The sequence below is a fragment of the Paraburkholderia caffeinitolerans genome (genome assembly GCF_902859945.1).
In the GTDB taxonomy this organism is placed as follows: domain Bacteria; phylum Pseudomonadota; class Gammaproteobacteria; order Burkholderiales; family Burkholderiaceae; genus Paraburkholderia; species Paraburkholderia caffeinitolerans.
The window spans coordinates 173,087-195,775 of record NZ_CADIKL010000002.1; the positions used below are offsets into that span (position 1 = coordinate 173,087).

Here is a 22,689-nt window from a genome sequence, read left to right on the forward strand (position 1 = left end):
CAAGTGGAGAAGAGGTCGGTTAAAAAGGTCCCCAGTGGATGGCAACCCCGATCGCAATGGCGACGACACAGATCACAAACCACACGAGCAAAAGGGGCGCAACAAAGCGCACCCAGCGTGTATAGGGGATACCGGATGTCGCGAGAACGGCCATCAAGACGCCAGATGTCGGGTTAAAGCAGTTAACGAAGCCTTCGCCAAGCAGCACCGCTTGAACCGAGACCTGCCGGGTCAGGTGCAATGCGTCTCCGAGCGGGGCGAAAATCGGGATCAGGACCGCAGACTCGCCGGATCCCGAAGATATCCCGACGTGCATCAGGGCGGCGCTCAGGAACATGCCAACCGCTGCCAGCGTCGGGCTGAGCGGCGCGAGAACTCCCGCGAGCATGTTGATGATGGGGTCGAGGATCTTGCCGCTGCTGAGGACTATTGAAACGGCCTGTGCTGCGCCAACGATTAGCGCGCCGTGAATCAGCCGCGCGCAGCCGGACAAAAACGTATCCGCGAGCTTGCTGGGCGCAATGCCGCCGACTATCCCGGAAGCGATTGCAATGACGAGAAAGGTCGCGATCATTTCTGTCTCCGCCCAATGCCTCGATGACGCGCCGTAGACAAAGACCGAGAGACAAACCAGCAGAATGCCGACGACTACGAGGTGGCGAGCGCTCAGGCGTTCGGAAGAGGCGGGCCGTGGCTCGTCCATTGACCCCTCGCCAGCCTTTGCTTCGCCGGACCGGCGGTATGCCCGGGTTCGGGCAATGAGGAAGAGCACTGTGGCAATCACGAAGACGACATACACCCCGATGCGAAACGACATCCCCGAAAACATTGGCAGGCCAGCCAGGCGCTGTGACAGCCCGGTAGTCACCGGATTGAGAATGGCTGTGTTGAAGCCGGAGTACGTACCCAGGTAGATCATGCCTGCCCCGATCTCCCGTGGCAGTTCCATTGACTCGGCAATCAGCAGGCCAATGGGAACGAAAGCGACGACGGAGTTATTCACGACCCCCAGCGTGCCAAGTACCGAGAACACCGCACAGACGATGACGATCGTCGTGAGTTCGCTCGAAGCGTCGCGCCTGATGATCGCGTTTAGCGTGCTGCGAATGGCGCCGGTCGCGTCAAGGACAGCGAGCGCGCCGCCCGTGAACAGGATAAGAAAGATAATTGGGGCGGATTTGATCATGCCCTGAGCCAGGGCAACGAAGACGAAGCCGGGCAACACACCCTGCTGAGGCATCCATTTCAGGCTGTGGGGGACGACAAAGCTGACACCGTTGGTGACTGTGCGTGCAAACTCGCCCGCGGGCGCCACCCAGGTCGCCACAGCAGCCGCAATCAGCATGAAAAAGAGCAGGACGTAGGGGTTAATCGGGTCTGTCCGGGTGCTCGCCCGAGGCAGTCGATTGTCTCCAATCGAGCCTGGCTCGGCTTTCGCCGCTGCCAACTTCTGATCGCTCATGCCTGCTCCTCGCTCCGTGGTCACGGGTTGTCGTCCAATCTGTCTGGCTTGGGGCACGCCCACCGGCCGCATCCAGTATGGGTCGCAGTATCGGCGAATTTTCCGATGGAAAGTTGCTATCGACACGACGAAAATGTTGCATAACAGGCAACATAGGAATAGTCACAATGGAATCGATTGAACGCGAGCTTTCGGAGCGCGTACTTCAGTACCTCGTCGCAATCTCAACGTATGGAGGGATGCGTCAGGCGGCAGTTGGGCTCGGCGTCAATGTCTCCACGATCAGCCGCCAGGTCGCGCTTGCCGAGCGTGCGTTGCGCTTATCGCTCGTGTCGCGGCGGGGGCGAAGGATGGAACTGACTGAAGCCGGCCAGATGGCCGTCGAGTATTTCCGGGAGCGGGACCGGCAGGCGCGGCGATTTCGCGCTCAACTCGACGAGTATCGCGGCCTGCGAAGAGGCCAGGTCACGATTGCTGTTGGCGAAGGCATCGTGACGAACCTGGTCTCCGTCGTTCTGAAGGAATTCCACATCAAATACCCGAACATCGTGGTGGAATTGCGCACTGGCCGGCTGCCTGAACTGCTGTCCATGGTTCGCGAGGACGAGGTCGATATCGGCATATCCATCGGGGCCTCGACCGATCCCACGCTGAATTCACGGCTATTCCAGAGCGAGCCGCTGTGCGCGATTTTCTCTGTCGATCATCGAATGTCGGCGCGCAAGTCAGTCTCAATGGAAGAGCTGGGCAATGAGCGGCTGGTGTTCATGCCGGCGGACTTCGGACTGCAAACCTATATCGACGCGATCCTTGCTGATATTGGACGCATCTATGTGCCTGCGTTTCGCTGCGATTTGTTCTCGACTGCTGCGGCTATCGCGGCGCAAAACCTCGCGGTGGCGTTCATGACCCGTCGTGCAGCGCAAGAGCGCATTACGGCTGGGCAAGTCAAGGCTGTACCCATCGACCACCCAATCGCCCGCACGTTCGATCGCTACGTCACGACTCGAGTCGGCAGGCGACTGGGGCCGGCCGCAAACTATCTTCTTCGTGAAGTAATAAGGCTAATGTCAACTCGCTGATGATTGAATGCTCGACGTAACGCCTGCGGGTGTGGCCTGGTTCAGCCGTCTGGGACTCGATGTTGGGGCGCTCAAGCCGGGCCGGGCCGGCATCGCGCGCCAATGCCTCGGCTGGACCGAGCGCCAGCATCACCTCGCGGGACCGCTTGGCGTCGGGTTCATGGCGGTGTTGTGCGACAAGGGCTGGCTGCGGCGCACGAATGACTCGCGCGCCGTTCAGGTCACGCCGGACGGCTGGGCCGCTTTGAAGAGCGAGCCAGGGCTCACGCCCGCAACGGTTGAAAATCTCGCGAATGTAGCAAGCGTCAGCCCGGCCGTATAACCAGGCAGGCGTCACGCGCCCTATCCCCCCGCGCCTGCGCCATGCAGGTCGTCGTCGTCATCGTCTTCGACATCGGGCTCATCCAGATCGACTTCTAGCACCCGGCAGACGTCGCGCACGAATTCGTCCATGGCGGCGAAGCATTCGGGACTATGCGGCGGAAAGTCCTCGGGATTCTTCTTCCCCTGCGCGCGCCGGATCACGCGAATGCTGGCCTCCAGTGCCCGTGCTTCGGCCCAGATCGAATGGTTCCCGGAAGGTTCATTTGGTTCGCATGCCATGCCCGGATTGTCGGCAACGGCCGCGCGAACTTTAGCGCCCTACCCCAACAAGTCGAATTTATTCCAATTGCCTTTCTTGTTGTTTTAAGAAACCATTCATCGGACTATTCAGCCCCCCACCCGTTCCCCCGAACGACAACTCCGGTCCACGACGATGAAAATCAATACGATCCGGCCTTACGCCTCCGTGCTGCTCGCAGCAGCGTTGATGAGTGCCTGCAGCGGCGATTCCAACAACAACCCGCCACCAACATCGTCCACCCCGCCGCCCGCGACTGACGCCAGCGCCTGCCTCGCGGTCGACAACAATGGCTCCACTGTCGTCGTCGGCTCGAACCAGCCTGGCGATCCGTCGCTACCGGAGGCCGCATCCGGCTACCGGACGGGACTGAAACCGCGCTACGCCAAGACCTACATGGTTGCAACCTCGAACGCCTACGCGAGCGCCGCCGGTTGCGCCGTGCTCAAGCGCGGCGGCACCGCAGCCGATGCGGCGGTTGCGGTGCAGGCCGTGCTCGGCCTCACGGTTCCGGAGGCCACGGGGCTCGGCTCCGGCGGCGTGCTGCTGTATTACGACGGCCGCAGCAAGACGCTGCAAGCCTACGATGGCCGCGAAACGGCGCCCGCCGCCGCGACCGAAAACTATCTGCGCTACGTCGACGACACGACGGATCAAACAACACCGCTGCCGAACGCGCGCGCAAGCGGCCGCTCGATCGGCACGATCGGCGTGCCGCGCCTGATCGAAGCGCTGCAGCACGATCACGGCAAGCTGGCCTGGAACGGCCTGTTCGGCGACGCGATTTCGCTGGCCACCAACGGCTTTCCGATCGGCGGGCGTCTCGCCGCGGCCATCGCGTCGAACGCGCCGAACCTGAAGCGCGATCCCGAAGCGGCCGCGTATTTCCTGAATGCGGACGGCTCGCCGAAGGCGCTTGGCACGGTGCTGAAGAATCCCGCCTACGCCGATGCCCTCACGCAGATGTCGCAGTCGGGCGCGAACGCGCTCTACACCGGCACAATCGCGCAGGACATCGTCGCGAAGATCGCGACCACGACGGGCGCCGACGGCTCGACGCTCACGCCGGGCAAGACCACCCTCGCCGACCTCGCCGGCTATCAGGCGAAAGTGCGCGAACCGGTTTGCACGACGTATCGCGCTACGTACTGGATCTGCGGAATGCCGCCGCCGTCGTCGGGCGGGATCGCAGTGGCCTCCGCGCTGGGCATTCTCGAGAACTTCGACCTGAAATCGCTCCCGCCCACGGCCATCGACCTCGAAGGCGGCAAGCCCACCGTCAACGGCGTGCATCTGATCACGGAAGCGGAACGGCTCGCGTACGCCGATCGCGACAAGTACGTTGCCGATACCGACTTCGTACCGCTGCCGGGCGGCACCTGGGACACGATGCTCAACAAGCCCTATCTGAAGAGCCGCGCGGATTTGATTAGCATGTCGAAGAGTATGGGCACGGCGCAGCCGGGCGATCTCGGCGCGGTGCCGGTCGGTATTGCCGCCAATCAGATCGAGCACGGCACGAACCAGTTCACGATCGTCGACGGCGACGGCAGCGTGCTTACCGCCACCACCACGGTCGAGTCGAGCATGGGTTCGTTCCACATGACGCACGGCTTCCTGCTGAACAACCAGTTGACCGACTTCTCCGCGAGCCCGACCGACAGCGCCGGCAATCTGATCGCGAACCGCGTGCAACCGGGCAAGCGACCGCGCAGCTCGATGGCGCCGACGCTCGTGTTCAAGGTTGCGGCGGACGGTTCGAAGGGTGACTTCGTGATGGCGACCGGCTCGCCCGGCGGCGGCACGATTCCGCAATACGTGGTGAAGACGCTGGTGGGCGCGCTCGACTGGGGTCTCGACGCACAGCAGTCGGCGGGTCTGATGGACTTCGGCGCGAGCAACAGCCCGACCACGACGATTGGCGGCGAACATCCGGATCTCGATCTCACCAACAACGGTGTGAATGATCCGCTGATCGCCGGCCTGACTGCGCTGGGCCATAAGGTGTCGACGGCCTCGCAGGCTAGCGGCATCAATACGGTGATGCGCGTCACGCAAGGCCAGTCTGTCGTGCTGCAGGGCGGCACCGACCCGCGTCGCGAAGGCGTCGTGCTCGGCGATACGTTCACGCCCTGATGTTCTGATGTTCTGATGTTCACGATGCGGGGCGGCGGGAAGTCCGCCCCGCATGCATTGCGAACACCGTTACTCCAGCGCGCCCACTTCTCCATTCCTTCCGGCGTTGGCGCGCGCGCCCGCTCCACCCATCGCCGCGAAATACGCCACGCCCGCTGCCACGAATCCAATCGGCCACGCAAACGCCGCAATCGCGGAGAGCGCGGGCAGCAACGCAACCGCAACCGCTGCGCCCGCCGTCGGCACGAACACGGCCAACGCCTTCGGATTGACACCGTTGCGATAGAAGTACTCGCCGTTCTCGTCCGAGCGATACAGGTCGTCGAGCTTGACCACGCCGCGCCGGATCAGGAAATAGTCGGCGGCCATGATCCCGAACAGCGGTCCGAGGAACGCACCGAGCCCGCCCAGAAAGTAATTCACGACCACCGGATTCGAGTACAGATTCCAGGGCATGACCACGAGTGCCAGCACTGCGCTGATAATGCCGCCGCGACGGAACGTAATGCGCTTGGGCCACACGTTGGCGAGGTCATAGGCCGGCGAGACGAAGTTGAGCACGACGTTCACGCCGATGGTCGCCACGATGAACATCAGCGCGCCCACGACCAGCACGAACGTGTTGGGCACGCGGGCGAGAATCAATGCGGGGTCGGTGATAGCCTTCCCGAACACCACCACGGTGCCCACTGTCATGGTGATGCTGATGGCGGCGAACGCCGCGAAATTGATTGGGATGCCCCAAAAATTCCCGACGATCACGGCGCGTTCCGATTTCGCGAAGCGCGTGAAGTCGCAATAGTTGAGCAGCATGGTCGCGTAGGTGGAGACCAGCAGGAACGCGCCGGTCAGAATGCCCTGCACCACGCCGCTACCCGACAAGGGCTTGACCGAGAGATTCATCGGCAGATGCCAGTCGGCCATCGCGAAGAGCCACACGGCCATCGCCAGCATCACGATCCACACGATCGGTCCCGCCCAGTCCTGGAAGCGGCGCACCGCTTCCATGCCGCGCGTGATCACAAGCAGTTGCATGACCCAGAGCGACACGAAGCAGATCCAGCCCAGATACGAGAGGCCGAGCAGGCTCTGATCCTCCAGGTGCTGCAAGGCGGGATTGATGCGCAACAGCAGGACGACCACCGCGGTCGAAGCCAGATAGGTCTGGATGCCGTACCAGCAAATGGCAATGATTGCGCGAATCAACGCGGGCACGTTGGCCCCCCAGATGCCGAAGCTGAGTCGCGCCATCACGGGAAAGGGAACGCCGGTCTGCTGCCCCATGCGGCCCGCCCAGTTCATGCCGAAGAACAGAATGCCCGTGCCAATCAGAATGGAGGCGAGCACCTGCCAGCCCGTCATGCCGAGCACGAACAAGCCCGCCACGAACGTATAGGTGCCGATGTTGTGTATCGCCGACATCCAGACCGCAAAGAAGCTATAGGACGTCCACTTCCGCTCGGTGGCGGGCGCCAGGTCGTCGTTATACAGCCGGCCTGTCGGGTCCAGCTCGGCCAGTTTCCTGTCCTGTCTTTCCACGATGCTCTCTCCTCGCATAAACCCGCCGCTCACATTAGTTCTACGAATGGTTAGTGAGATTCTGGTGAAACGGCGGGCACTCCATGAATGGAATTACCCCAAGCAAAACAGTTCAGTCGCGCACGCCCTGCGGCCCGATCGTGGGCTTCCCGCAACGCAGGAAGCGGCCTCGCCCGCGACGCGGATGGAACTGGCCGTCCCAGACCACCGCCCCGCCAATCAGCGTGATGTCGGGCCACGCGCGCAGCGTTTGCCCTTCGTACGGCGTGTAGTCGACGGCGTGATGCAGGTCCGCATTGCGCAGTACGAATTCGCGCTCGCCCCAGATCACGAGATCGGCGTCGCTGCCGATTGCGATGGTGCCTTTGCGCGGATGCAGGCCATAGGTCTTGGCCGGATTGGTGGCGGTCAGTTCAACGAAGCGGTTCAACGTCATGCGCCCCGCGAGCACGCCTTCGGAATAGAGCAGCGGCATGCGCGTTTCCACGCCGGGAATGCCGTTCGGAATGTGGCTGAACGAGACTTCCTCGCCGCCGGGTTTTTTGCCTTCGGGCGCGTCGTAATTAAACGGCGCGTGGTCGGAGCTAAAGAGCGTAAAGAGCCCGTCGTTCAGTCCGTCCCAGATCACTTCCTGGTTGGCCTTGTCGCGCGGCGGAGGGCTGCAGACGCATTTCGCGCCCTGATAGTTGTCGTCGATGCCGAGATCGGCAGCGGTCAGAAACAGGTATTGCGGGCAGGTTTCGGCATACACCTTGAGGCCGCGCGAGCGCGCCCAGCGAATCTGCTCGACCGCTTCGCGCCCGGAGACGTGCACGATCAGCACCGGCACGTCCACCAGTTCAGCGAGCGAAATGGCACGGTGCGTGGCCTCGCGCTCCACCAGCAGCGGGCGCGCATGCGCATGGAAGCGCGGCGCTTTGCGGCCCGCGGCTTCGAGGCGCTTCGTGAGCCATTCGATGCAGTCGGCGTTTTCCGCGTGAACCATGGCCATCGCGCCGTATTCGCGGGCGATCGCCAACACGTCGAGGATCTGGCCGTCGTCGAGCTTCAGATCCTCATAGGTCATGTAGATCTTGAACGACGTGTAGCCCTCGGCAATCAGCGCCGGCAGCTCCTCTTCCAGCACCTTCGGCGTGGGGTCGCTCACGATCAGATGGAACGCGTAATCGACGTGCGCCTTGCCTTCGGCGCGGCCGTGATAGTCGTCCACGGCGGCGCGCAGGGACTGCCCTTTCTCCTGCGCCGCGAAAGGAATAACGGTGGTGGTGCCGCCACACGCCGCCGCGCGCGTGCCGGTGTCGAAGTCGTCGGCCATGCGCAGCGGCGGCGCCATCGGCTGATCGAAATGGCAGTGCGCATCCACGCCGCCCGGCGTCACCACGCGCCCCGCCGCATCGATCTCGCGTGCGCCCGCCGGCAAACCCATGCCCAACTGGACGATGCGTCCGCCCGCAACGCCGATGTCGGCCACGAAGGTGTCGCTGGCCGTTGCGACACGCGCATTGCGGATAACCAGATCTAGCGCCGAACCTGTCACCTGAAATCTCCCGCCTCGAAAATTGTCTTACGGATCAATGGCAATCATGACGTCACTTCTGTCGACATAATAGTCAACAATGCTGTTTACAAAACTAGTGTTTACATGAATGTCGACAATCTGCGAGGCGGCCGGTATCCTGATTCTGGGCGATGCGCAGCGTTGCTGGGCGCGCCCGCTTGACCGCAAATGAGAGGCCATTGCCGTGTCCGCAATCGACGAACTTGCCACGCCCCCTGCCAGGAAATCCGCCACGCGCAAACGCAAAACCGCTGCGCCGGCGCGCGCGCCACTCGAACTCAGCCAGGACGAGATTTACGAACGCATCTACGCGGCGATCCTCGAACACCGGCTGCATCCCGGCACCAAACTCGCGGAAGAGCGCCTGGCAGAAATCTTCAACGCCAGCCGCGGACGCATCCGCGAAGTGCTGGCGAGGCTCGCGCATGAGCAAGTCGTTGAACTGATTCCGCAGAAAGGCGCTTATGTCGCGCGGCCTTCCATCGAGCAGGCGCTCGATGTGTTCGAGGCGCGCCGCCTGATCGAACCCGCGATCATGCGGCGGCTCGTCGAAACCTTGACGGCCGAAAAGTTGAAGCGCCTGCGCGAACACGAAGCACTCGAAGCCGATGCGCGCAAGCGCGACGACAAGCGCACCGTGATCAGGCTCTCGGGCGAGTTTCATTCGCTCGCGGCGGATCTCGCGGGCAACTCGGCGCTCGCCCGCACCATGCGCGAGCTTTCCGTGCTCACCTGCCTCATGATCTTTCTCTACGATGCGCCCACCGCAACCTGTTGCCGCGCCGACGAGCACTCGCATATCGTCGACGCCATTGCGAAGCGCGACGCCGCGCGCGCCGAGCGTTTGATGCTCGAGCATCTGGACCACATTCAAGGCAGCATGAAGCTCGAGTCGGCAAGCGAGCAGGTCGATCTCGAAGAGATCTTCAGAAGCTGATGCACGGGGGCCGCGAGTCGCCGCCCCCGCGACGGCTCGCGCGATTGGTTGTGTCCGCACCTTGTTTTCGCTAATCGACACTGCGCTCTTGAAGTATCAATAACGCGCACACATCGCGTGCTATCGCGCGAATTCTCCTGTCCGCAATTCCTCCCTCACTTACAACGACCTTAACGCATCCCGCATGCCGTAATGCATGCCGGTTGCGCATATGCGCGTCCTGACCCCGCATTGAAGCGGACATTTCATAGCGTATTTCCAGCGGGTTTACGCTAGTTCGCGAGAACACAAGCGATTGGGGCGCATCGCCCTAGGTCGAAAGAATGTGAAATACCTAATATCAAGTCACCGCAAGACATCAAGTCAAACGGCAAGGCACTGAGCGATTCCCAAGCGTCATGGATGGCCACGATCGATGAGGTGGCTGTTCATCAGCATTGCACCTGGCCTTACACCGCTTCACGCACGACCGTTCAGCCCTGCACGGCCGTCGGACGCGGTTACCCATAAATCAAGGAGACAACCATGCTGCATGATCTGCCCGCCCGTCCCGAAACCGTTCATTGGGGCTATTTCGACGCCTGCAAAGCACCGGCCCTGACCGTGAAAAGCGGCGACATCATTCGCGCCGAAGCGATCACCCACCATGCCGGCGATGCACCGAACCTGATGATGGACGACGCCGTGCGCGAGATCTTTACGAAGATTCCGCACGAAGACCGCAATCCGGGCGTACACATCATGACGGGCCCGATTTACATCGAGGACGCCAAACCCGGCGACGTGCTCGAAGTGCGCTACCTGCAAATGATTCCGCGCTTTCGCTTTGGCGCGAATGCCGCCGCGCACTGGGGCCAGTTGTACCGCGAATTCAACAAAGAACGCATCACCATCTACGAACTCGACACCGCGTCGAACACCGCGCACGCCCTGTACGCCTACGACTATCCGGACAAGATGACGATCCCCGGCAAGATCGTCGATGAACGCGAATGCTGCCGCCAGCCGGCGCTTGCGGGCGTGCGCGTTCCGGTGCGCCCCCACCTTGGCACCGCGGGTGTGGCGCCCGACAAGGCAGGCCGCGTCTCGACCGTGGAGCCGGGCCTGCACGGCGGCAACATCGACAACTGGCGCATTGGCGCGGGTGCAACCATGTATTACCCGGTCGCGGTAGACGGCGCACTGTTCTCGATCGGCGACCCACACATCTCGCAGGGCGACGGCGAAATCAGCGGTACCGCAATCGAGGCCTCACTCAATGTGCTTTTCCAGGTAGTCCTGAGAAAAGATTTCCACTTCCCCTCGCCGCTGCTCGAAACGCCGGACTGCTGGGTCGTCCACGGCTTCCATGAGGATCTCGACGAAGCGGGCAAGAACGCGGCGCGCGACATGATCCATCTGCTGACCGAGCAACAAGGCCTCTCGCGCGACGACGCCTATTCGCTCATGAGTGTTTCGGCGGACTTCGGCGTCACGCAGGTGGTCGACGGCACTCAGGGCATTCACTGCACGATGCCGCGCTCCATCTTCCCGCCGAAGAACAAGGGCTAAAGGACCCAACACGGCCAAGGGTCGGACACCCGGACAACGCAAGCGAACCGAAGCGAACAAGCGAGAGGAACTCATATGCACTATGTCTACGTGGGGCGCAATGAACTGGTTGCGCTCGTAGTCGGTCTCGTCACCGGCACGCTGTATTCATGGCTCGATCTGCCCATTCCCGCACCCAACGTAACCGGGGGTATTTGCGCCATTCTCTTCACCTATCTCGGCTACTTGATTGTGAATGCATGGCGCAAGAGTGTCAGTTTCGGTCGTCCGCCAGCAAGCTGATCGATTACCGCCGATTCATGATTAAGGGGAATGACATGGTTGAAATCATGCTGGGTCAAACGGAAATTCAGGCCGCAGCCGTTGGCCTGGTAACGGGGGTTGTTTACACTGCAGTACGGGCTCCGATACCTGCGCCCAATGTGCTCGGCGGCATCTTCGCGATCGTCGGCACATTCGCAGGCTTCGTCCTGGTGGCGGCCATGCGAGGGCAGTTGCATTTCGGCTAGCCGCCACTGCGGCTTAACGCATGGGCTGAATTGAAGTCAGGCGGGCCCAGCCGGTGGGTCCGCCGTTACGACTGCTGCATGCCAATGCAAAAAAATGCCAGGGAGACAGGCCTTGCGTCAATCGCACTTTTCCACTGAAGCCTGGCCGCAACCCGGCCGTGCCGCCGCCTGGCGCGCCGAGCTTATGGTCGCGCGGCTGTGCTGCGAGAATCTGTGCGCCGATCACACACTGCACGGCACGGTGCAATCGAGAACCACCAGTGCGGGCATCGAACTCGCGTGCATCTCCTCAGTGCCGCAATCGGTTGCCGTGGCCGCGGGCAAGGACCGGGGCCTCGTACTGCTGATGTTGCTCGAAGGCGAGGCCGGGCTCGCCACCACGGGCGCGAGCAACAGCCTGCGTGCGAACGAAATTGTCTGCGTGCCCGCGGGCGCGCACGCCGAGTTGTCGCTCGCTACGGCGTTTCGCCTGCTCACCGTTCACATCGGCCCCGCGCTGCTCGCCGCGCGCGTAGCCGCGCCGCAGCCCACTGAAGCGATCAAGCTCACGGGCGATGCAGGGCTACTCTTCGCCCGCATGCTGTGCGCGGCCGCCGATACATTCGACACCGTCGTGTCCGCCGACCCCAAGGCATTGCAACCGATCGACAGCACGATTACCGAGTTTCTCGCCACCGCCTTGATCGCGAGCCAGCCGCCCGATCTCGCGGGCCTCACGCAATCGCGCACCGCCATCTTCGCGCGCATTTGCGAGCGTGTGGACGCGCGGCTGGCCGAACCCGGCTTGAGTGTGGCCTCCATCGCGGCCGACGAGCACGTTTCCGCGCGCTACCTGCAGAAACTATTCGAAAAGTCGGGCACGAATTTTTCGGTCTATCTGCGCACGCGGCGGCTCGAACGTTGCCGGACCGATCTCGCGAATCCGCTCTACAGCAAGCTCACGGTTTCGGACATCTGTTATCGATGGGGCTTTAACGACCCCTCGTATTTCAGTCACGCATTCCGGCAGCAGTTCGGCATTTCGCCCAGTTCATATCGCGACCAGATGATGCCCGCGCCGGCCAAGGTCGTCGCGCAACGCATCTCGCGCGGCCGCCCCGAACACGTGCGGATCCAGCCCATCGCGCGCGATCAGCTTCCGGCCAACGACGGCATCGCGCCGGCGAGCGCGCCGGGCCACCCCGGCCATGTTTCCCGCTGGGGCCATGCCACCGACAGTTTCGGACGCCGCCATCACCGGCTCAACGCCACCGACAAGACGGTCCATTGGGGCTATCTGAGCCGCGACTTGCCCGCGGTGCTCGAAGTCGAGTCGGGCGACAAGGTGACGATCGAAACGCTCACACAGCACGCATCGGACGACTGGGAGCGCATGATCGAAGGCGATGCCGGCGCGCAAAGCGTGTTTCATTGGACCGCCGAAAAGAAGAATGTCGACCGGCGCGGCGCCGGCCCGCTCGATGCGTCGATCTACGGACGTGGCGCGGGCGAAGGATTCGGTGTCCATATCTGCACGGGGCCGGTGGCCGTGCGCGACGCCATGCCCGGCGACGTGCTCGAAGTGAGGATTCTCGACATCCGCCCGCGCATGAGCGCGAACCCGTGCTACCACGGCAAGGCCTTCGGCAGCAATGCCGCAACGTGGTGGGGCTTTCATTACCGCGATCTGCTCACGGAACCGCGCGAGCGCGAAGTCGTGACCATCTTCGAGATCGACTGCGAACGCTCCGACGGCAAAGCGCGCGCGCTCTACAACTTCCGCTGGACGCCGCAACGCGATCCGGCTGGCGTACTGCATCCGACCATCGACTATCCCGGCGTACCGGTCGACCATTCCACCATCGAAAAGAATTACGATGTCCTGATCGATATTGAAATACCGGTTCGTCCGCATTTTGGCGTGATTGCGGTGGCGCCCGCCCAGAACGGTTTAATCGACTCCATTCCGCCTTCGAGCTTCGCGGGCAATCTGGACAACTGGCGCGTGACGCGCGGCGCCAGTGTATTTCTGCGCGTAGCCGTGCCGGGAGCGTTGTTCTCGATTGGCGATCCACACGCGTCCCAGGGCGACTCGGAGCTATGCGGCACCGCCATCGAGTGCTCGCTGACCGGCGACTTTCAACTGGTGCTGCACAAGAATGGCGAGATCGATCCCAACGCCCCCTTCGCCGACTTGACCTACCCGCTCGTTGAAACCGCTAACGAGTGGATACTTCATGGCTTCAGTTCTCCGAACCATCTAACCGAATTCGGGCAAAAGGCGCAGAGCCACATCTACATGAAGTCGACGCTCGACGAAGCCATGCGCGACGCCTTTCGCAAGGCTCGCCGTTTCCTCATGTCCGTCAAGAAACTCAGCGAGGACGAAGCCGTCACGCTCATTTCGGTGGCTGTCGACTTTGGCATCACGCAGGTCGTCAATGGCAACTGGGGCGTGCATGCGATTATCAGGAAGTCGCTATTCACGGGCGCCTGATCGGTTGCGTTGGTCTGGAGCGCAACCGATCCCGCCTTCCGGTACTATTTCGGCTTCTATCCTGTCCCGGAGATAAGCCGTGATTACGCTTTTTCATGCTCCGCATTCGCGCTCTTCGCGCATGATCTTCCTGCTCGAAGAGCTTGGCGCGCCGTATCAGATCAAGTCCGTCGATATTCGCCGGGGCAACGGCACAGGCGCCGTTGACGCGGCCAATCCGCATCCGCACGGCAAGGTGCCGGTCATCGAAGACGATGGCACGGTGGTGTTCGAAAGCGCCGCTATTGCCTGCTATCTCACGGACAAATTCCCGGACGCGGGCATCGGCCCGGTGGTGGGTTCGCCGATGCGCGGCGCTTATCTGACCTGGCTGGCCTATTACGCGGGCGTGATGGAACCCGCGTGGGTCGGCAAGTTCATGGGCATCACGCCGCCGCGCGGCACGGCGGGCTGGGTCGAACCCGATGAAGTCATGGTGCACGTCAATCGCACCCTGCAAAGCGGCCCTTATTTGCTGGGCGAATCTTTTTCCGCCGCCGATATTCTGGTCGCCACGACCTTCGCGCTGTTCATGGGCAGCCCGCTGCTGGAACGCACCACACTGCTGGAAGATTACGTCCAGCGCGTCACCAGCCGCCCTGCTTTCGCACGCGCGCAGGCCCGCGAGAACGCGCAGGCATAAACACATCAGCACTCAAGGCAAGGGTTTTCCTTGCCTTGAGCGCGTTCCCCCCTACGCCCGCATCTGCAAATTGAACGGCGTTTCGCGCAAGCGCTTGCCCGTCAAACTGAACACCGCATTGGCAATGGCCGGCGCAACCGACGGGCCCGCGAGTTCGCCCACACCGCCTGGCTTGCTCACGTCGCCTTGCACGAGATGAATGTCGATGTCGGGCATATCGCTCATTCTCATCACGCGATACGTGTCGAAGTTGCTCTGCTGCACGCGGCCGTTGCGAATGTCGATGCGATCGCTCGTGGCATGGCCGAGGCCCCACATCAGGCCGCCATAAAGCTGCTCTTCCACGCCGCCCGGTGACACCGCAATCCCGCAATCGGTCACGCAGGTGAGTTTCTCGACCACCACCGTGTCGCCCTTGCGCTTCACACGCGCAATCACGGCGATGTAACTGCTGTAGGCCTCATTGGTCGAAATGCCGAGCGCGGTACCGGCCGGCAAGGCCTGCCCCCAGCCCGCGCGCTTCGCCGCTTCGCGCAACACCGCGACGTGTCGCGGCCGCTCGCTCATATGCGCAATGCGAAACTCCAGCGGGTCGCGGCGCGCCGCGTGTGCAGCCTCGTCCATGATGGACTCCACGGCGAACACGTTCGGGATATAGCTTACGGCGCGATACCAGCCCGTGGGCACACCCGTCTCATGACGTACCCAGCCGATGTCGCGATGCGGCGCGCTATAGGCGAATTCCCACTTGTTGATGGCCTCGGTCGTGCTGTAGTCCATGCGGTCAGCGCGGTCGAGGTAGCCTGGCTCCCACTGCTCGGGCGAAGCCGGCGAAACCGCGCGCAATTCCAGCGACGCAAGCTGCCCCTTCGAATCGACCACGGCCCGCGCGCGGTGATGCGTGGCCGCGTGATAATACAGCGCGCGCATCTCGTCCTCGCGGCTGTTCATCAGCTTGACCGGCTTGCCGGTCTTGATCGCAAGCCACGTCACTTCGAAGAGCCAGTACTTCGATTCGCGTGCGCCGAAGCTGCCGCCCGAGACCAGCTCGTGCAGCGTCACACGATTCTCAGGAATACTACCGATTACCTCGGCGGCCTCCAGCGCCGAGGACGGCACCTGCAATCCACCCCAGTATTCGATACCGCCGTTTCTGGCCCACGCGGTCACGTTGACCGGTTCGAGCGGATTCGCGGCCTTGTACGGCATCGTGTACGACGCTTCGATCATTTTCCCGCCGGCCGCCTTGGCCGCCTGGGCCGTTTTGGCGTCGCCGTTCTGGACGGTCGGCACCACACGCGCAGCAGGATCGTTCAGCCATGCCGCCTGGCGCGCCGCCAGCGTGCTGCTGTCGAACGACTCGAAAGGGCTGTCGTCCCATTCGATCTGCAGCGCCGCCTGGCCGCGATGCGCGGCCCAGTAGTCGTCCGCGAGCACGGCCACGCCCGCCTGATTGCCGCCGAGAATGTCGGGCCGCGCGGGAATCCGCAGCACGTCGCGCACGCCGGGAATGGCGAGCGCGGCCTTCGTGTCGACGCTGCGCACGCGGCCATCGATCATGGGCGCGCGCGCGATCACCGCCACGAGCATGCCGGGCAGCGATACGTCGATGCTGTACCCGAAGCTGCCGGTGGTCTTCTGCGCGGCATCGCGCTTCTTGCGCAGCTTGCCCACATACTTGAACTCGCCGGGCGGCTTGAGCGCGACGTCTTTCGGCGCGGGCAGTTTCGCCGCGCGCGCGGCGAGCGAGCCATAGGTTGCACGGCGACCACTCGCGGCTTCCACCACGTTGCCATTGTCGGTCGTGCACGCCGATGCCGGCACACCCCACTGCTGCGCCGCGGCTTCGATCAGCATCGCGCGCGCCGTCGCGCCCGCGCGGCGCAGGCGCTCGTATTCGAGCGAGACGCTGGTGCTGCCACCCGTCGAAAACACCTTCCAGAGCGGATGAATGTATTGCGGGAAGAACGGATCCTCGGGCGTGATGACCTCCACGCGGAACGGATCGACGTCGAGTTCCTCGGCCACCACCGCTGCGAGCGCTGTGCGCGTGCCCGTGCCGGAATCGTGCTTGTGGACGACGAGCTTGATCGTGTCGTCGGGCAGCACGCGCACCCATGCGTTGGGCTCGAACTCGCCGCGCTGCGGATGCGGGTCGCCGCTGATGTTCGACTCCGCTGCCGCTGCGGCGTGCGCCTCGGGAAGCACGAAACCCACTGCGAGGCCGGCGGCCAGCAGCGCGGAACCCTGCTTCAGGAAGCGGCGGCGCGCAGCGCCGTGTTGATCGTTATGGCGCATTCAAGCCTCCTTGCCGGCGTGTTCCGGCATGGGTGTGACAATCGCATTCAAGGTGGGATCGCCCGAAGCGGCCCGCTTGATCGCGCGATGAATGCGTCCATAGGTGCCGCAGCGGCACACGTTGCCCGACATCGTCGAAACGATGGTGGCGTCGTCGGGCTTGCCGTCTTGCGCGAGCATCGCCGCCGCTTGCATCAACTGGCCCGATTGGCAATAACCGCATTGCGGCACGTCTTCGGCAATCCACGCGAGTTGCAGCGGATGGCGTCCGTCGTGAGACAAACCTTCGATGGTCGTGATGCGCCGCCCGTCCGCCGCCGCTGCCGGCAGCATGCACGACCGCACCGCCGCGCCTTCCATGTGCACCGTGCAAGCGCCGCATTGGCCCTTGCCGCAACCGAACTTCGTGCCGGTGAGCTTGAGACGGTCACGCAGCACCCAGAGCAAGGGCATGTCTTCCGGCACATCGTCGAACGTATGCCGGGTATCGTTCACCACAATCGAAATCACGCGCTGTCTCCTACGTTATTCATGTTATTTCCGGGGTTTTTCCCGCAGGATTTTTCCCGTATCGTTGCGGCTTCGGGTCGCTTTCAAATCGCTTCACGTTTTCCAGCGCGTGCCCGCAAACACGGCTGCATTATTGAAAGCCCCTGCGCGGGAAGCCAGCGATCATTTCGTCGATCCTCTGTAAGCCGGACTAACACATGCTCAAGCGTTACCCCTCGATCCAGTCGATGCAGGCCTTTCTGCAAGCGGCAAAGGTCGGCAGTTTTTCGAGCGCTGCGCGCCAGCTCTCGCTCACGCACAGCGCGATCAGCCAGCAGATTCGCTCGCTCGAGGACTACATCGGCCAGCCGCTGTTCGCGCGCGTGGGCGGGCGCATCGCGCTCACCGACGCGGGCACGCTGTTCGCCAATCAGCTTTCGGCGGGGCTCGAGCAGATCGACCGTGCGATCTCGACCGTCAAGGGCCGGCCGGCCGGCCCTTCCATCACGCTCGACGTCGACCCCGAACTCATGCAAGGATGGTTTCCCTCGCGCTTGCCCGCGATCGTGGAGGCGCTCGACGGCGTCTCGCTGACCGTGCTTTCCGCGTCGCGCTACGACCGTTTCACGTTCGAGCATGTCGATCTCGCGCTGCGCTACGGGTATGGGGAATGGGAAGGCGTGGACAGCACGCTGGTGTGTCACGACCGGCTCGCGGCCATGGCCTCGCCCGCGCTGCTCGCGCGCCACGGCCTCACGCTGCCGCTCACGCCCGAACAGGTCCTGACGCTGCCGCTGCTCGGCTACACCAAGCGTTCGTGGATTCCCTGGCTGGAAGAGTCCGGCCTGCCGGGCGTGGAACCCGACAACATCGCGGTGCTGGACAACGCGGCGGGGCTCGTGGCCGCGCTAGGCTCGGGGATGGGCGCGGGGCTCGCGCGCGGCCTGCTGGCCGCCGATGCACGCCGCGAAGGGCGCATCGTGCCGCTCAACGACATCGAACTGCCTACCCACTACAACCTCTACGCGCTCTGGCCGCGCGAGCGCGCGGCGCACGTGGCGCCACTGGTGCGGGTGATCAGCGAGCTGGTGGCGCGCACGCTGGCGTGAGGTTCCTATGAGTTGCATCGATCCGGCGGGGTTGCGGATCGGGCTTCAGCCCTCCATCGCGGCGGCTACTTCGCGCACGGTGTCGAGAAACGCCTCCAGCACCGGCGACGTGTCGTCGGCGCGATAGCGCGCGTGCAGCGAAACGTCGAGATCGGTCTGGGCGAGCTTCACGAACACCACTCCGCCGGTCGAGATCTGCTTTGCAGAGGTCGGCAGCAGCGCCACACCCAGCCCTTCCCTCACGAGCGACAACAGCGTATGCACCTCTACCACCTCGTGCACGATCTGGGGCGTGAAACGCGCCTTCACGCAGGCGTCCTGAAGCGAACGCGCAAGCTGCGACTGGCGCAAGCCAAACGAAATGAAGCGCTCGTGCGCAAGCTCGCCCAGGGCGATCTGCTTGCGCGCGGCCAGCGGATGATCGGCCGGCAGCACCGCCATGGCCGTATCGCGGCCGATCGCTTCGCTGCGGATCGCGGGATCGTCCTGGTACAGACGGAAGAAGCACACGTCGAGCCTCTTCTCCTTGAGCGCCGCGATCTGCTCCACCGGCGTCATTTCGTTGAGCGTCCAGCGCACCTGCGGATGGCGGCTCGCGAACACGCTCAGCGCGCGCGGAATGGGCGCGACCATGGCCGAGCTGATGATGCCCACGGCGAGATTGCCCATTTCGCCCCGGCCTGCGCAACGCGTGAGATCGATCGCGCGCTCGAACTGCGCGAAGATCAGCGGCACCTGTTTGCTCAGTGTTTTCCCTGCCTCGGTGAGTTCGACGCGATGCTGCGAGCGGATGAACAGCGCCGTGCCCAGCTCCTCCTCAAGCAGACGAATCTGCTGGCTCAGCGGCGGCTGGGAAATGTGCAGCCGCGCGGCTGCGCGGCCGAAATGGAGTTCGTCGGCAAGCGCCGCGAAGTAACGCAAGAGACGCAAATCCATGGGGGTCCATATCGCAAACGTATCAAGATCGATGGGAAAAAATATTGTACAGAGCGATTTCGTCTTGTGAAACTTGGTCGCAAGCTGCACCCGTTTCTCTCTGGGGAGACCGCGGCCCGATCAGTTTATTGCAATCGCAGCATGACTAGAAGTCCGAATTAACTGGCCGGCACGAATCGGCCCGGAAATGAAAATCAGGAGACATGTCATGAACACCGCCTCACATCCCGTCGATAGAATTCTCCCCTGGCGCCAGATGCTCACGCTCGGCATGCAGCATATGCTGGTGGCCTATATCGGCGCGATTGCCGTGCCGTTGATCGTCGCTTCGGCGCTCAAGATGTCGCCTGCGGACACTACGGTGCTCATCAGCACCGCGCTGTTCTGCTCCGGCATCTCGACGATCTTTCAAACCGTCGGCGCCTGGAAACTCGGCGTGAAGCTGCCGATCCTGCAAGGCGTGGCGTTCAGCAGCGTTGGGCCCGTGATCGCCATCGGCCTTACGCCCGGCATCGGCTTCACGGGTGTATGCGGCGCGGTGATCGGCGCAGGCCTGCTCACAGCGTTCGCCGCGCCCCTGGTCGGCCGGCTACGGCGCTTCTTCCCGCCCGTGGTGACGGGCTGCATCGTCACCGTGATCGGCATGCAGCTCTTTCCGGTCGCGTATCAATGGGTGGGCGGCGGCGGCGGCGTCGACAAAGAGGCATTCGGCTCGCTCCCGTTCCTCGGCGTCACGCTGCTGGTCGCCACCGTGATTCTTCTGATCAACCGCTTCGGCTCGCCGTTCGTGCGCAATCTTTCGGTGCTGATCGGGCTGGTCGTGGGCACCGGGCTCGCCGTCATGCTCGGCATGGGCCATTACGCCAACGTTGCCGCCACGCCGTGGTTCACGCTGCCCGTGCCGTTCTATTTCGGCAAGCCCGAATTCTCCATCGTGCCCATCGCCACCATGGCCGTGGTGATGATCGTGCAGATGGTCGAGTCGATGGGCCTGTTCGTGGCAATCGGCGACATCGTGGAAAAGGAAGTGAGCGAGGAAGACGTGGTACGCGGCCTGCGCGCCAATGGCGTGGCGAGCGCGATTGCCGGCATGTTCGCCGCGTTCCCGTTCATCGCCTTCATGGAGAACGTGGGCCTCGTGATTCTGACCGGCGTGCGTAGCCGCTGGATTGTTGCGATAAGCGGTGTGTTGATGTGCGCCGTCGCGCTCGTGCCCAAGGTCGGCGCCATCGTGGCGGCGACGCCTTCGGCGGCGCTCGGCGGCGCGGGCATCGCCATGTTCGGCGTGGTGGTGGCCGCTGGCGTGCAAACGCTCGCCAAGGTCGACTTCGAGAACAATCGCTACAACGTGCTGATCGTGGGCTTCACGATTGCAACGGCGCTGATTCCGGTCATGACCCCGCAGTTGTTCGCCCATATGCCCGCATGGACCCAACCTTTCGTGCACAGCGGCGTCGTGCTCGCCTGCCTCGTTTCCGTCGGGCTCAACGCCGTGCTGAACGGCGTGCGTCCCGCCGAACGCGCCCAGGACGAGCACGCCGACGCAGCTTGCGCAACGATGGTGCGCGACTGATACGTGACTGATGCGCGACTAACACTCGCCGGCTCGCGCGAGCGCCCCGCGTGCTCGCGCATCGCCCCCAACACACATAATAAGGATGCCTGATCGTGAACCCAACAACGCCGTCGAACCAATCGATTCTGATCCGCAACCCCGCCGCCGTCATGAGCGGCCGCCCCGGTGACCAGGCACGCCTCGGCCAGGTCGATCTGCGGATCGCCAACGGCCGGATCGAATCGATCGCGCCCAATCTCACGCCGCTTGCCGGCGAACGCGTGATCGATGCGCGCGACTGCGTCGTCTATCCGGGCTGGGTCAACACCCACCATCACCTGTTCCAGAATCTGCTCAAGGCCGTGCCTTCGGGCATCAACGCCGATCTTCAGGACTGGCTCGCCGCCGTGCCTTATCCGCGCCTTGCGCGCTTCACGCCCGAACTCGCGCGCACGGCCGCGAGGCTCGGCATGGCCGAGATGCTGCTCTCGGGCGTGACCACCTGCGCCGACCATCACTACCTGTATCACGCGCACGGCACGGTGGAAACCGGCGACCTGCTGTTCGAGGAAGCCGCTGCATTCGGCCTGCGCTTCGTGCTGTGCCGGGGCGGCGCGCTGCAATCGGCGGGCGATCACCCGGGCTTCTCGAAGACCGTGTTGCACCCGGAAACGCTCGACCAGATGCTCGCCGACATCGAGCGCCTCAAGGCGCGCTATCACGATAGCAGCGCGGCATCGATGCGCCGCGTGGTGGTCGCGCCCACCACGCCCACCTTCTCGCTGCCGCCCGAACTGCTTCCAGAGCTTGCGCGCGCCGCGCGCGGGCTGGGTCTGCGCATGCATACGCACCTTTCGGAAACCACGCGCTATGTCGACTTCTGCCGCGAGCGCTTCGGCAAGCTGCCGGTGGAGTTCGTGGCCGACCACGGCTGGCTCGGCCCCGACGTATGGTTCGCGCACCTCGTGCATCTCGAAGCCAGCGAGATTGCGATGCTGGCCGAATCCGGCTCGGGCGTCTCGCATTGCCCGGTCAGCAACGCGCGCCTCGGCAGCGGCATCGCGCCCGCGCCGCGCATGGCCGCCGCCGGCATGCCGGTGTCGCTGGCCGTCGACGGCGTGGCGTCCAACGAATCGGGCAGCATGACCCACGAGGCAAACTTCGCGTGGCTCGTGCACCGTGCCGCGCATGGCGCGGCGGCGACCACGGTGGAAGAAATCATCCATTGGGGCACGGCCGGTGGCGCGCGCGTGCTCGGGCTCGACGCCGTGGGCACGCTCGCCCCGGGCCAGGCCGCCGACCTCGTGCTTTACGACCTCAACGCGCTGCGCTTCGACGGCTTCCACGACCTCGCGGTCGCGCCCGTTGCGGCGGGTGAGCCGGTGCGCGTGCGTCATAGCATCGTCAACGGGCGCGTGGTGGTGGAGAACGGCGAAATTCCGGGCCTCGATCTCGAGGCGCTGCGCCGTGATGCGGCACAGGGCGTGCGGGAACTGCTGGATTGAGTGTGCGATGAGGCGGGTGCAGGCGTCAGGCGCTTGTGCCCGCCCGTTCAATGAGTTCGGCGCTGGCTTCGTGCAGGACGACTTGCCCAGCATCGATGCGCGCAAGGATCTGCACCACCAGCAAACCACTGAACGTACCGCGCATGAGCAAACGCCCATCAGCACGATGGATCTACGTGCGGCGAATTCTGGAGACCACCAAGGGTCGTTAACGATTGTCCGGCATAGAGACTGAACAGGCTA

Annotated in this window: 19 protein-coding genes; 12 read left to right on the forward strand and 7 right to left on the reverse strand. The window is 63.5% G+C overall.

The window, feature by feature from the left end; translation table 11 throughout:
- Positions 1 to 19: 19 nt before the first annotated feature.
- The gene (locus HV773_RS02430; protein WP_129564403.1) at positions 20 to 1,462 is read right to left on the reverse strand and encodes a YfcC family protein; all 1,443 of its coding nucleotides are present in this window, start codon (positions 1,460 to 1,462) and stop codon (positions 20 to 22) included.
- 167 nt (positions 1,463 to 1,629) lie between these two features.
- On the opposite strand from HV773_RS02430, the gene HV773_RS02435 reads away from it, so the two are divergent.
- Both HV773_RS02435 and HV773_RS02440 read left to right on the forward strand, forming a co-directional pair.
- The gene (locus HV773_RS02435; protein ID WP_129564404.1) at positions 1,630 to 2,544 is read left to right on the forward strand and encodes a LysR family transcriptional regulator; all 915 of its coding nucleotides are present in this window, start codon (positions 1,630 to 1,632) and stop codon (positions 2,542 to 2,544) included.
- A gap of 7 nt (positions 2,545 to 2,551) precedes the next feature.
- On the forward strand, positions 2,552 to 2,866 hold the full coding sequence (locus HV773_RS02440; protein ID WP_175194176.1) for a hypothetical protein: 315 nt from the start codon (positions 2,552 to 2,554) through the stop codon (positions 2,864 to 2,866).
- 20 nt (positions 2,867 to 2,886) lie between these two features.
- On the opposite strand, the gene HV773_RS02445 is transcribed toward HV773_RS02440, so the two are convergent.
- Complete coding sequence (locus HV773_RS02445; RefSeq protein ID WP_175194178.1) at positions 2,887 to 3,147, reverse strand: hypothetical protein; 261 nt, start codon at positions 3,145 to 3,147, stop codon at positions 2,887 to 2,889.
- Positions 3,148 to 3,301: 154 nt separating this feature from the next.
- Here HV773_RS02445 and HV773_RS02450 point away from each other — a divergent pair, with 154 nt between their 5' ends.
- Positions 3,302 to 5,302 (forward strand): gamma-glutamyltransferase family protein, encoded by a 2,001-nt coding sequence (locus tag HV773_RS02450; RefSeq protein ID WP_129563431.1) that lies wholly within the window; start codon positions 3,302 to 3,304, stop codon positions 5,300 to 5,302.
- A 69-nt stretch (positions 5,303 to 5,371) separates the two neighbouring features.
- Here the strand turns inward: HV773_RS02450 and HV773_RS02455 are convergent, their stop codons facing one another.
- Positions 5,372 to 6,841 (reverse strand): NCS1 family nucleobase:cation symporter-1, encoded by a 1,470-nt coding sequence (locus HV773_RS02455; protein WP_217481890.1) that lies wholly within the window; start codon positions 6,839 to 6,841, stop codon positions 5,372 to 5,374.
- Positions 6,842 to 6,953: 112 nt separating this feature from the next.
- A complete protein-coding gene (hydA, locus tag HV773_RS02460) occupies positions 6,954 to 8,378 on the reverse strand; it encodes a dihydropyrimidinase (protein ID WP_129563433.1) in 1,425 nt (474 codons plus the stop codon).
- Between the two features lie 313 nt (positions 8,379 to 8,691).
- Here hydA and HV773_RS02465 point away from each other — a divergent pair, with 313 nt between their 5' ends.
- The 6 genes from HV773_RS02465 (at position 8,692) to HV773_RS02490 (ending at position 14,554) form a co-directional block, all read left to right on the forward strand.
- Positions 8,692 to 9,336: a GntR family transcriptional regulator gene (locus HV773_RS02465; protein ID WP_129564405.1), complete on the forward strand. Its 645-nt coding sequence runs from the start codon at positions 8,692 to 8,694 to the stop codon at positions 9,334 to 9,336.
- A 525-nt stretch (positions 9,337 to 9,861) separates the two neighbouring features.
- Positions 9,862 to 10,887, forward strand: a complete 1,026-nt coding sequence (locus HV773_RS02470) for an acetamidase/formamidase family protein (RefSeq protein WP_129563434.1) — start codon at positions 9,862 to 9,864, stop codon at positions 10,885 to 10,887.
- A gap of 75 nt (positions 10,888 to 10,962) precedes the next feature.
- Positions 10,963 to 11,169 (forward strand): XapX domain-containing protein, encoded by a 207-nt coding sequence (locus HV773_RS02475; RefSeq protein WP_129563435.1) that lies wholly within the window; start codon positions 10,963 to 10,965, stop codon positions 11,167 to 11,169.
- 35 nt (positions 11,170 to 11,204) lie between these two features.
- Positions 11,205 to 11,396, forward strand: coding sequence for a XapX domain-containing protein (locus tag HV773_RS02480; protein WP_035525667.1), 192 nt, complete (start codon positions 11,205 to 11,207; stop codon positions 11,394 to 11,396).
- A gap of 112 nt (positions 11,397 to 11,508) precedes the next feature.
- Positions 11,509 to 13,872: an acetamidase/formamidase family protein gene (locus HV773_RS02485; RefSeq protein ID WP_227875482.1), complete on the forward strand. Its 2,364-nt coding sequence runs from the start codon at positions 11,509 to 11,511 to the stop codon at positions 13,870 to 13,872.
- A 79-nt stretch (positions 13,873 to 13,951) separates the two neighbouring features.
- Positions 13,952 to 14,554, forward strand: coding sequence for a glutathione S-transferase family protein (locus HV773_RS02490; RefSeq protein WP_129563437.1), 603 nt, complete (start codon positions 13,952 to 13,954; stop codon positions 14,552 to 14,554).
- Positions 14,555 to 14,605: 51 nt separating this feature from the next.
- Here HV773_RS02490 and HV773_RS02495 read toward each other — a convergent pair whose 3' ends face one another.
- Together HV773_RS02495 and HV773_RS02500 are read right to left on the reverse strand one after the other, a co-directional pair.
- A complete protein-coding gene (locus HV773_RS02495) occupies positions 14,606 to 16,852 on the reverse strand; it encodes a xanthine dehydrogenase family protein molybdopterin-binding subunit (protein ID WP_129563438.1) in 2,247 nt (748 codons plus the stop codon).
- The gene (locus HV773_RS02500; RefSeq protein WP_129563439.1) at positions 16,853 to 17,362 is read right to left on the reverse strand and encodes a (2Fe-2S)-binding protein; all 510 of its coding nucleotides are present in this window, start codon (positions 17,360 to 17,362) and stop codon (positions 16,853 to 16,855) included.
- 197 nt (positions 17,363 to 17,559) lie between these two features.
- On the opposite strand from HV773_RS02500, the gene HV773_RS02505 reads away from it, so the two are divergent.
- Positions 17,560 to 18,450 carry a LysR substrate-binding domain-containing protein gene (locus HV773_RS02505; protein WP_129563440.1) on the forward strand — a complete coding sequence of 297 codons (891 nt, stop codon included), beginning with the start codon at positions 17,560 to 17,562 and terminating at the stop codon, positions 18,448 to 18,450.
- Between the two features lie 45 nt (positions 18,451 to 18,495).
- On the opposite strand, the gene HV773_RS02510 is transcribed toward HV773_RS02505, so the two are convergent.
- On the reverse strand, positions 18,496 to 19,386 hold the full coding sequence (locus HV773_RS02510) for a LysR substrate-binding domain-containing protein (protein WP_129563441.1): 891 nt from the start codon (positions 19,384 to 19,386) through the stop codon (positions 18,496 to 18,498).
- A 208-nt stretch (positions 19,387 to 19,594) separates the two neighbouring features.
- Here HV773_RS02510 and HV773_RS02515 point away from each other — a divergent pair, with 208 nt between their 5' ends.
- Together HV773_RS02515 and HV773_RS02520 are read left to right on the forward strand one after the other, a co-directional pair.
- The gene (locus tag HV773_RS02515) at positions 19,595 to 20,959 is read left to right on the forward strand and encodes a nucleobase:cation symporter-2 family protein (protein WP_129563442.1); all 1,365 of its coding nucleotides are present in this window, start codon (positions 19,595 to 19,597) and stop codon (positions 20,957 to 20,959) included.
- 92 nt (positions 20,960 to 21,051) lie between these two features.
- The gene (locus HV773_RS02520; protein WP_484555904.1) at positions 21,052 to 22,446 is read left to right on the forward strand and encodes an isoxanthopterin deaminase; all 1,395 of its coding nucleotides are present in this window, start codon (positions 21,052 to 21,054) and stop codon (positions 22,444 to 22,446) included.
- Positions 22,447 to 22,689: the final 243 nt, after the last annotated feature.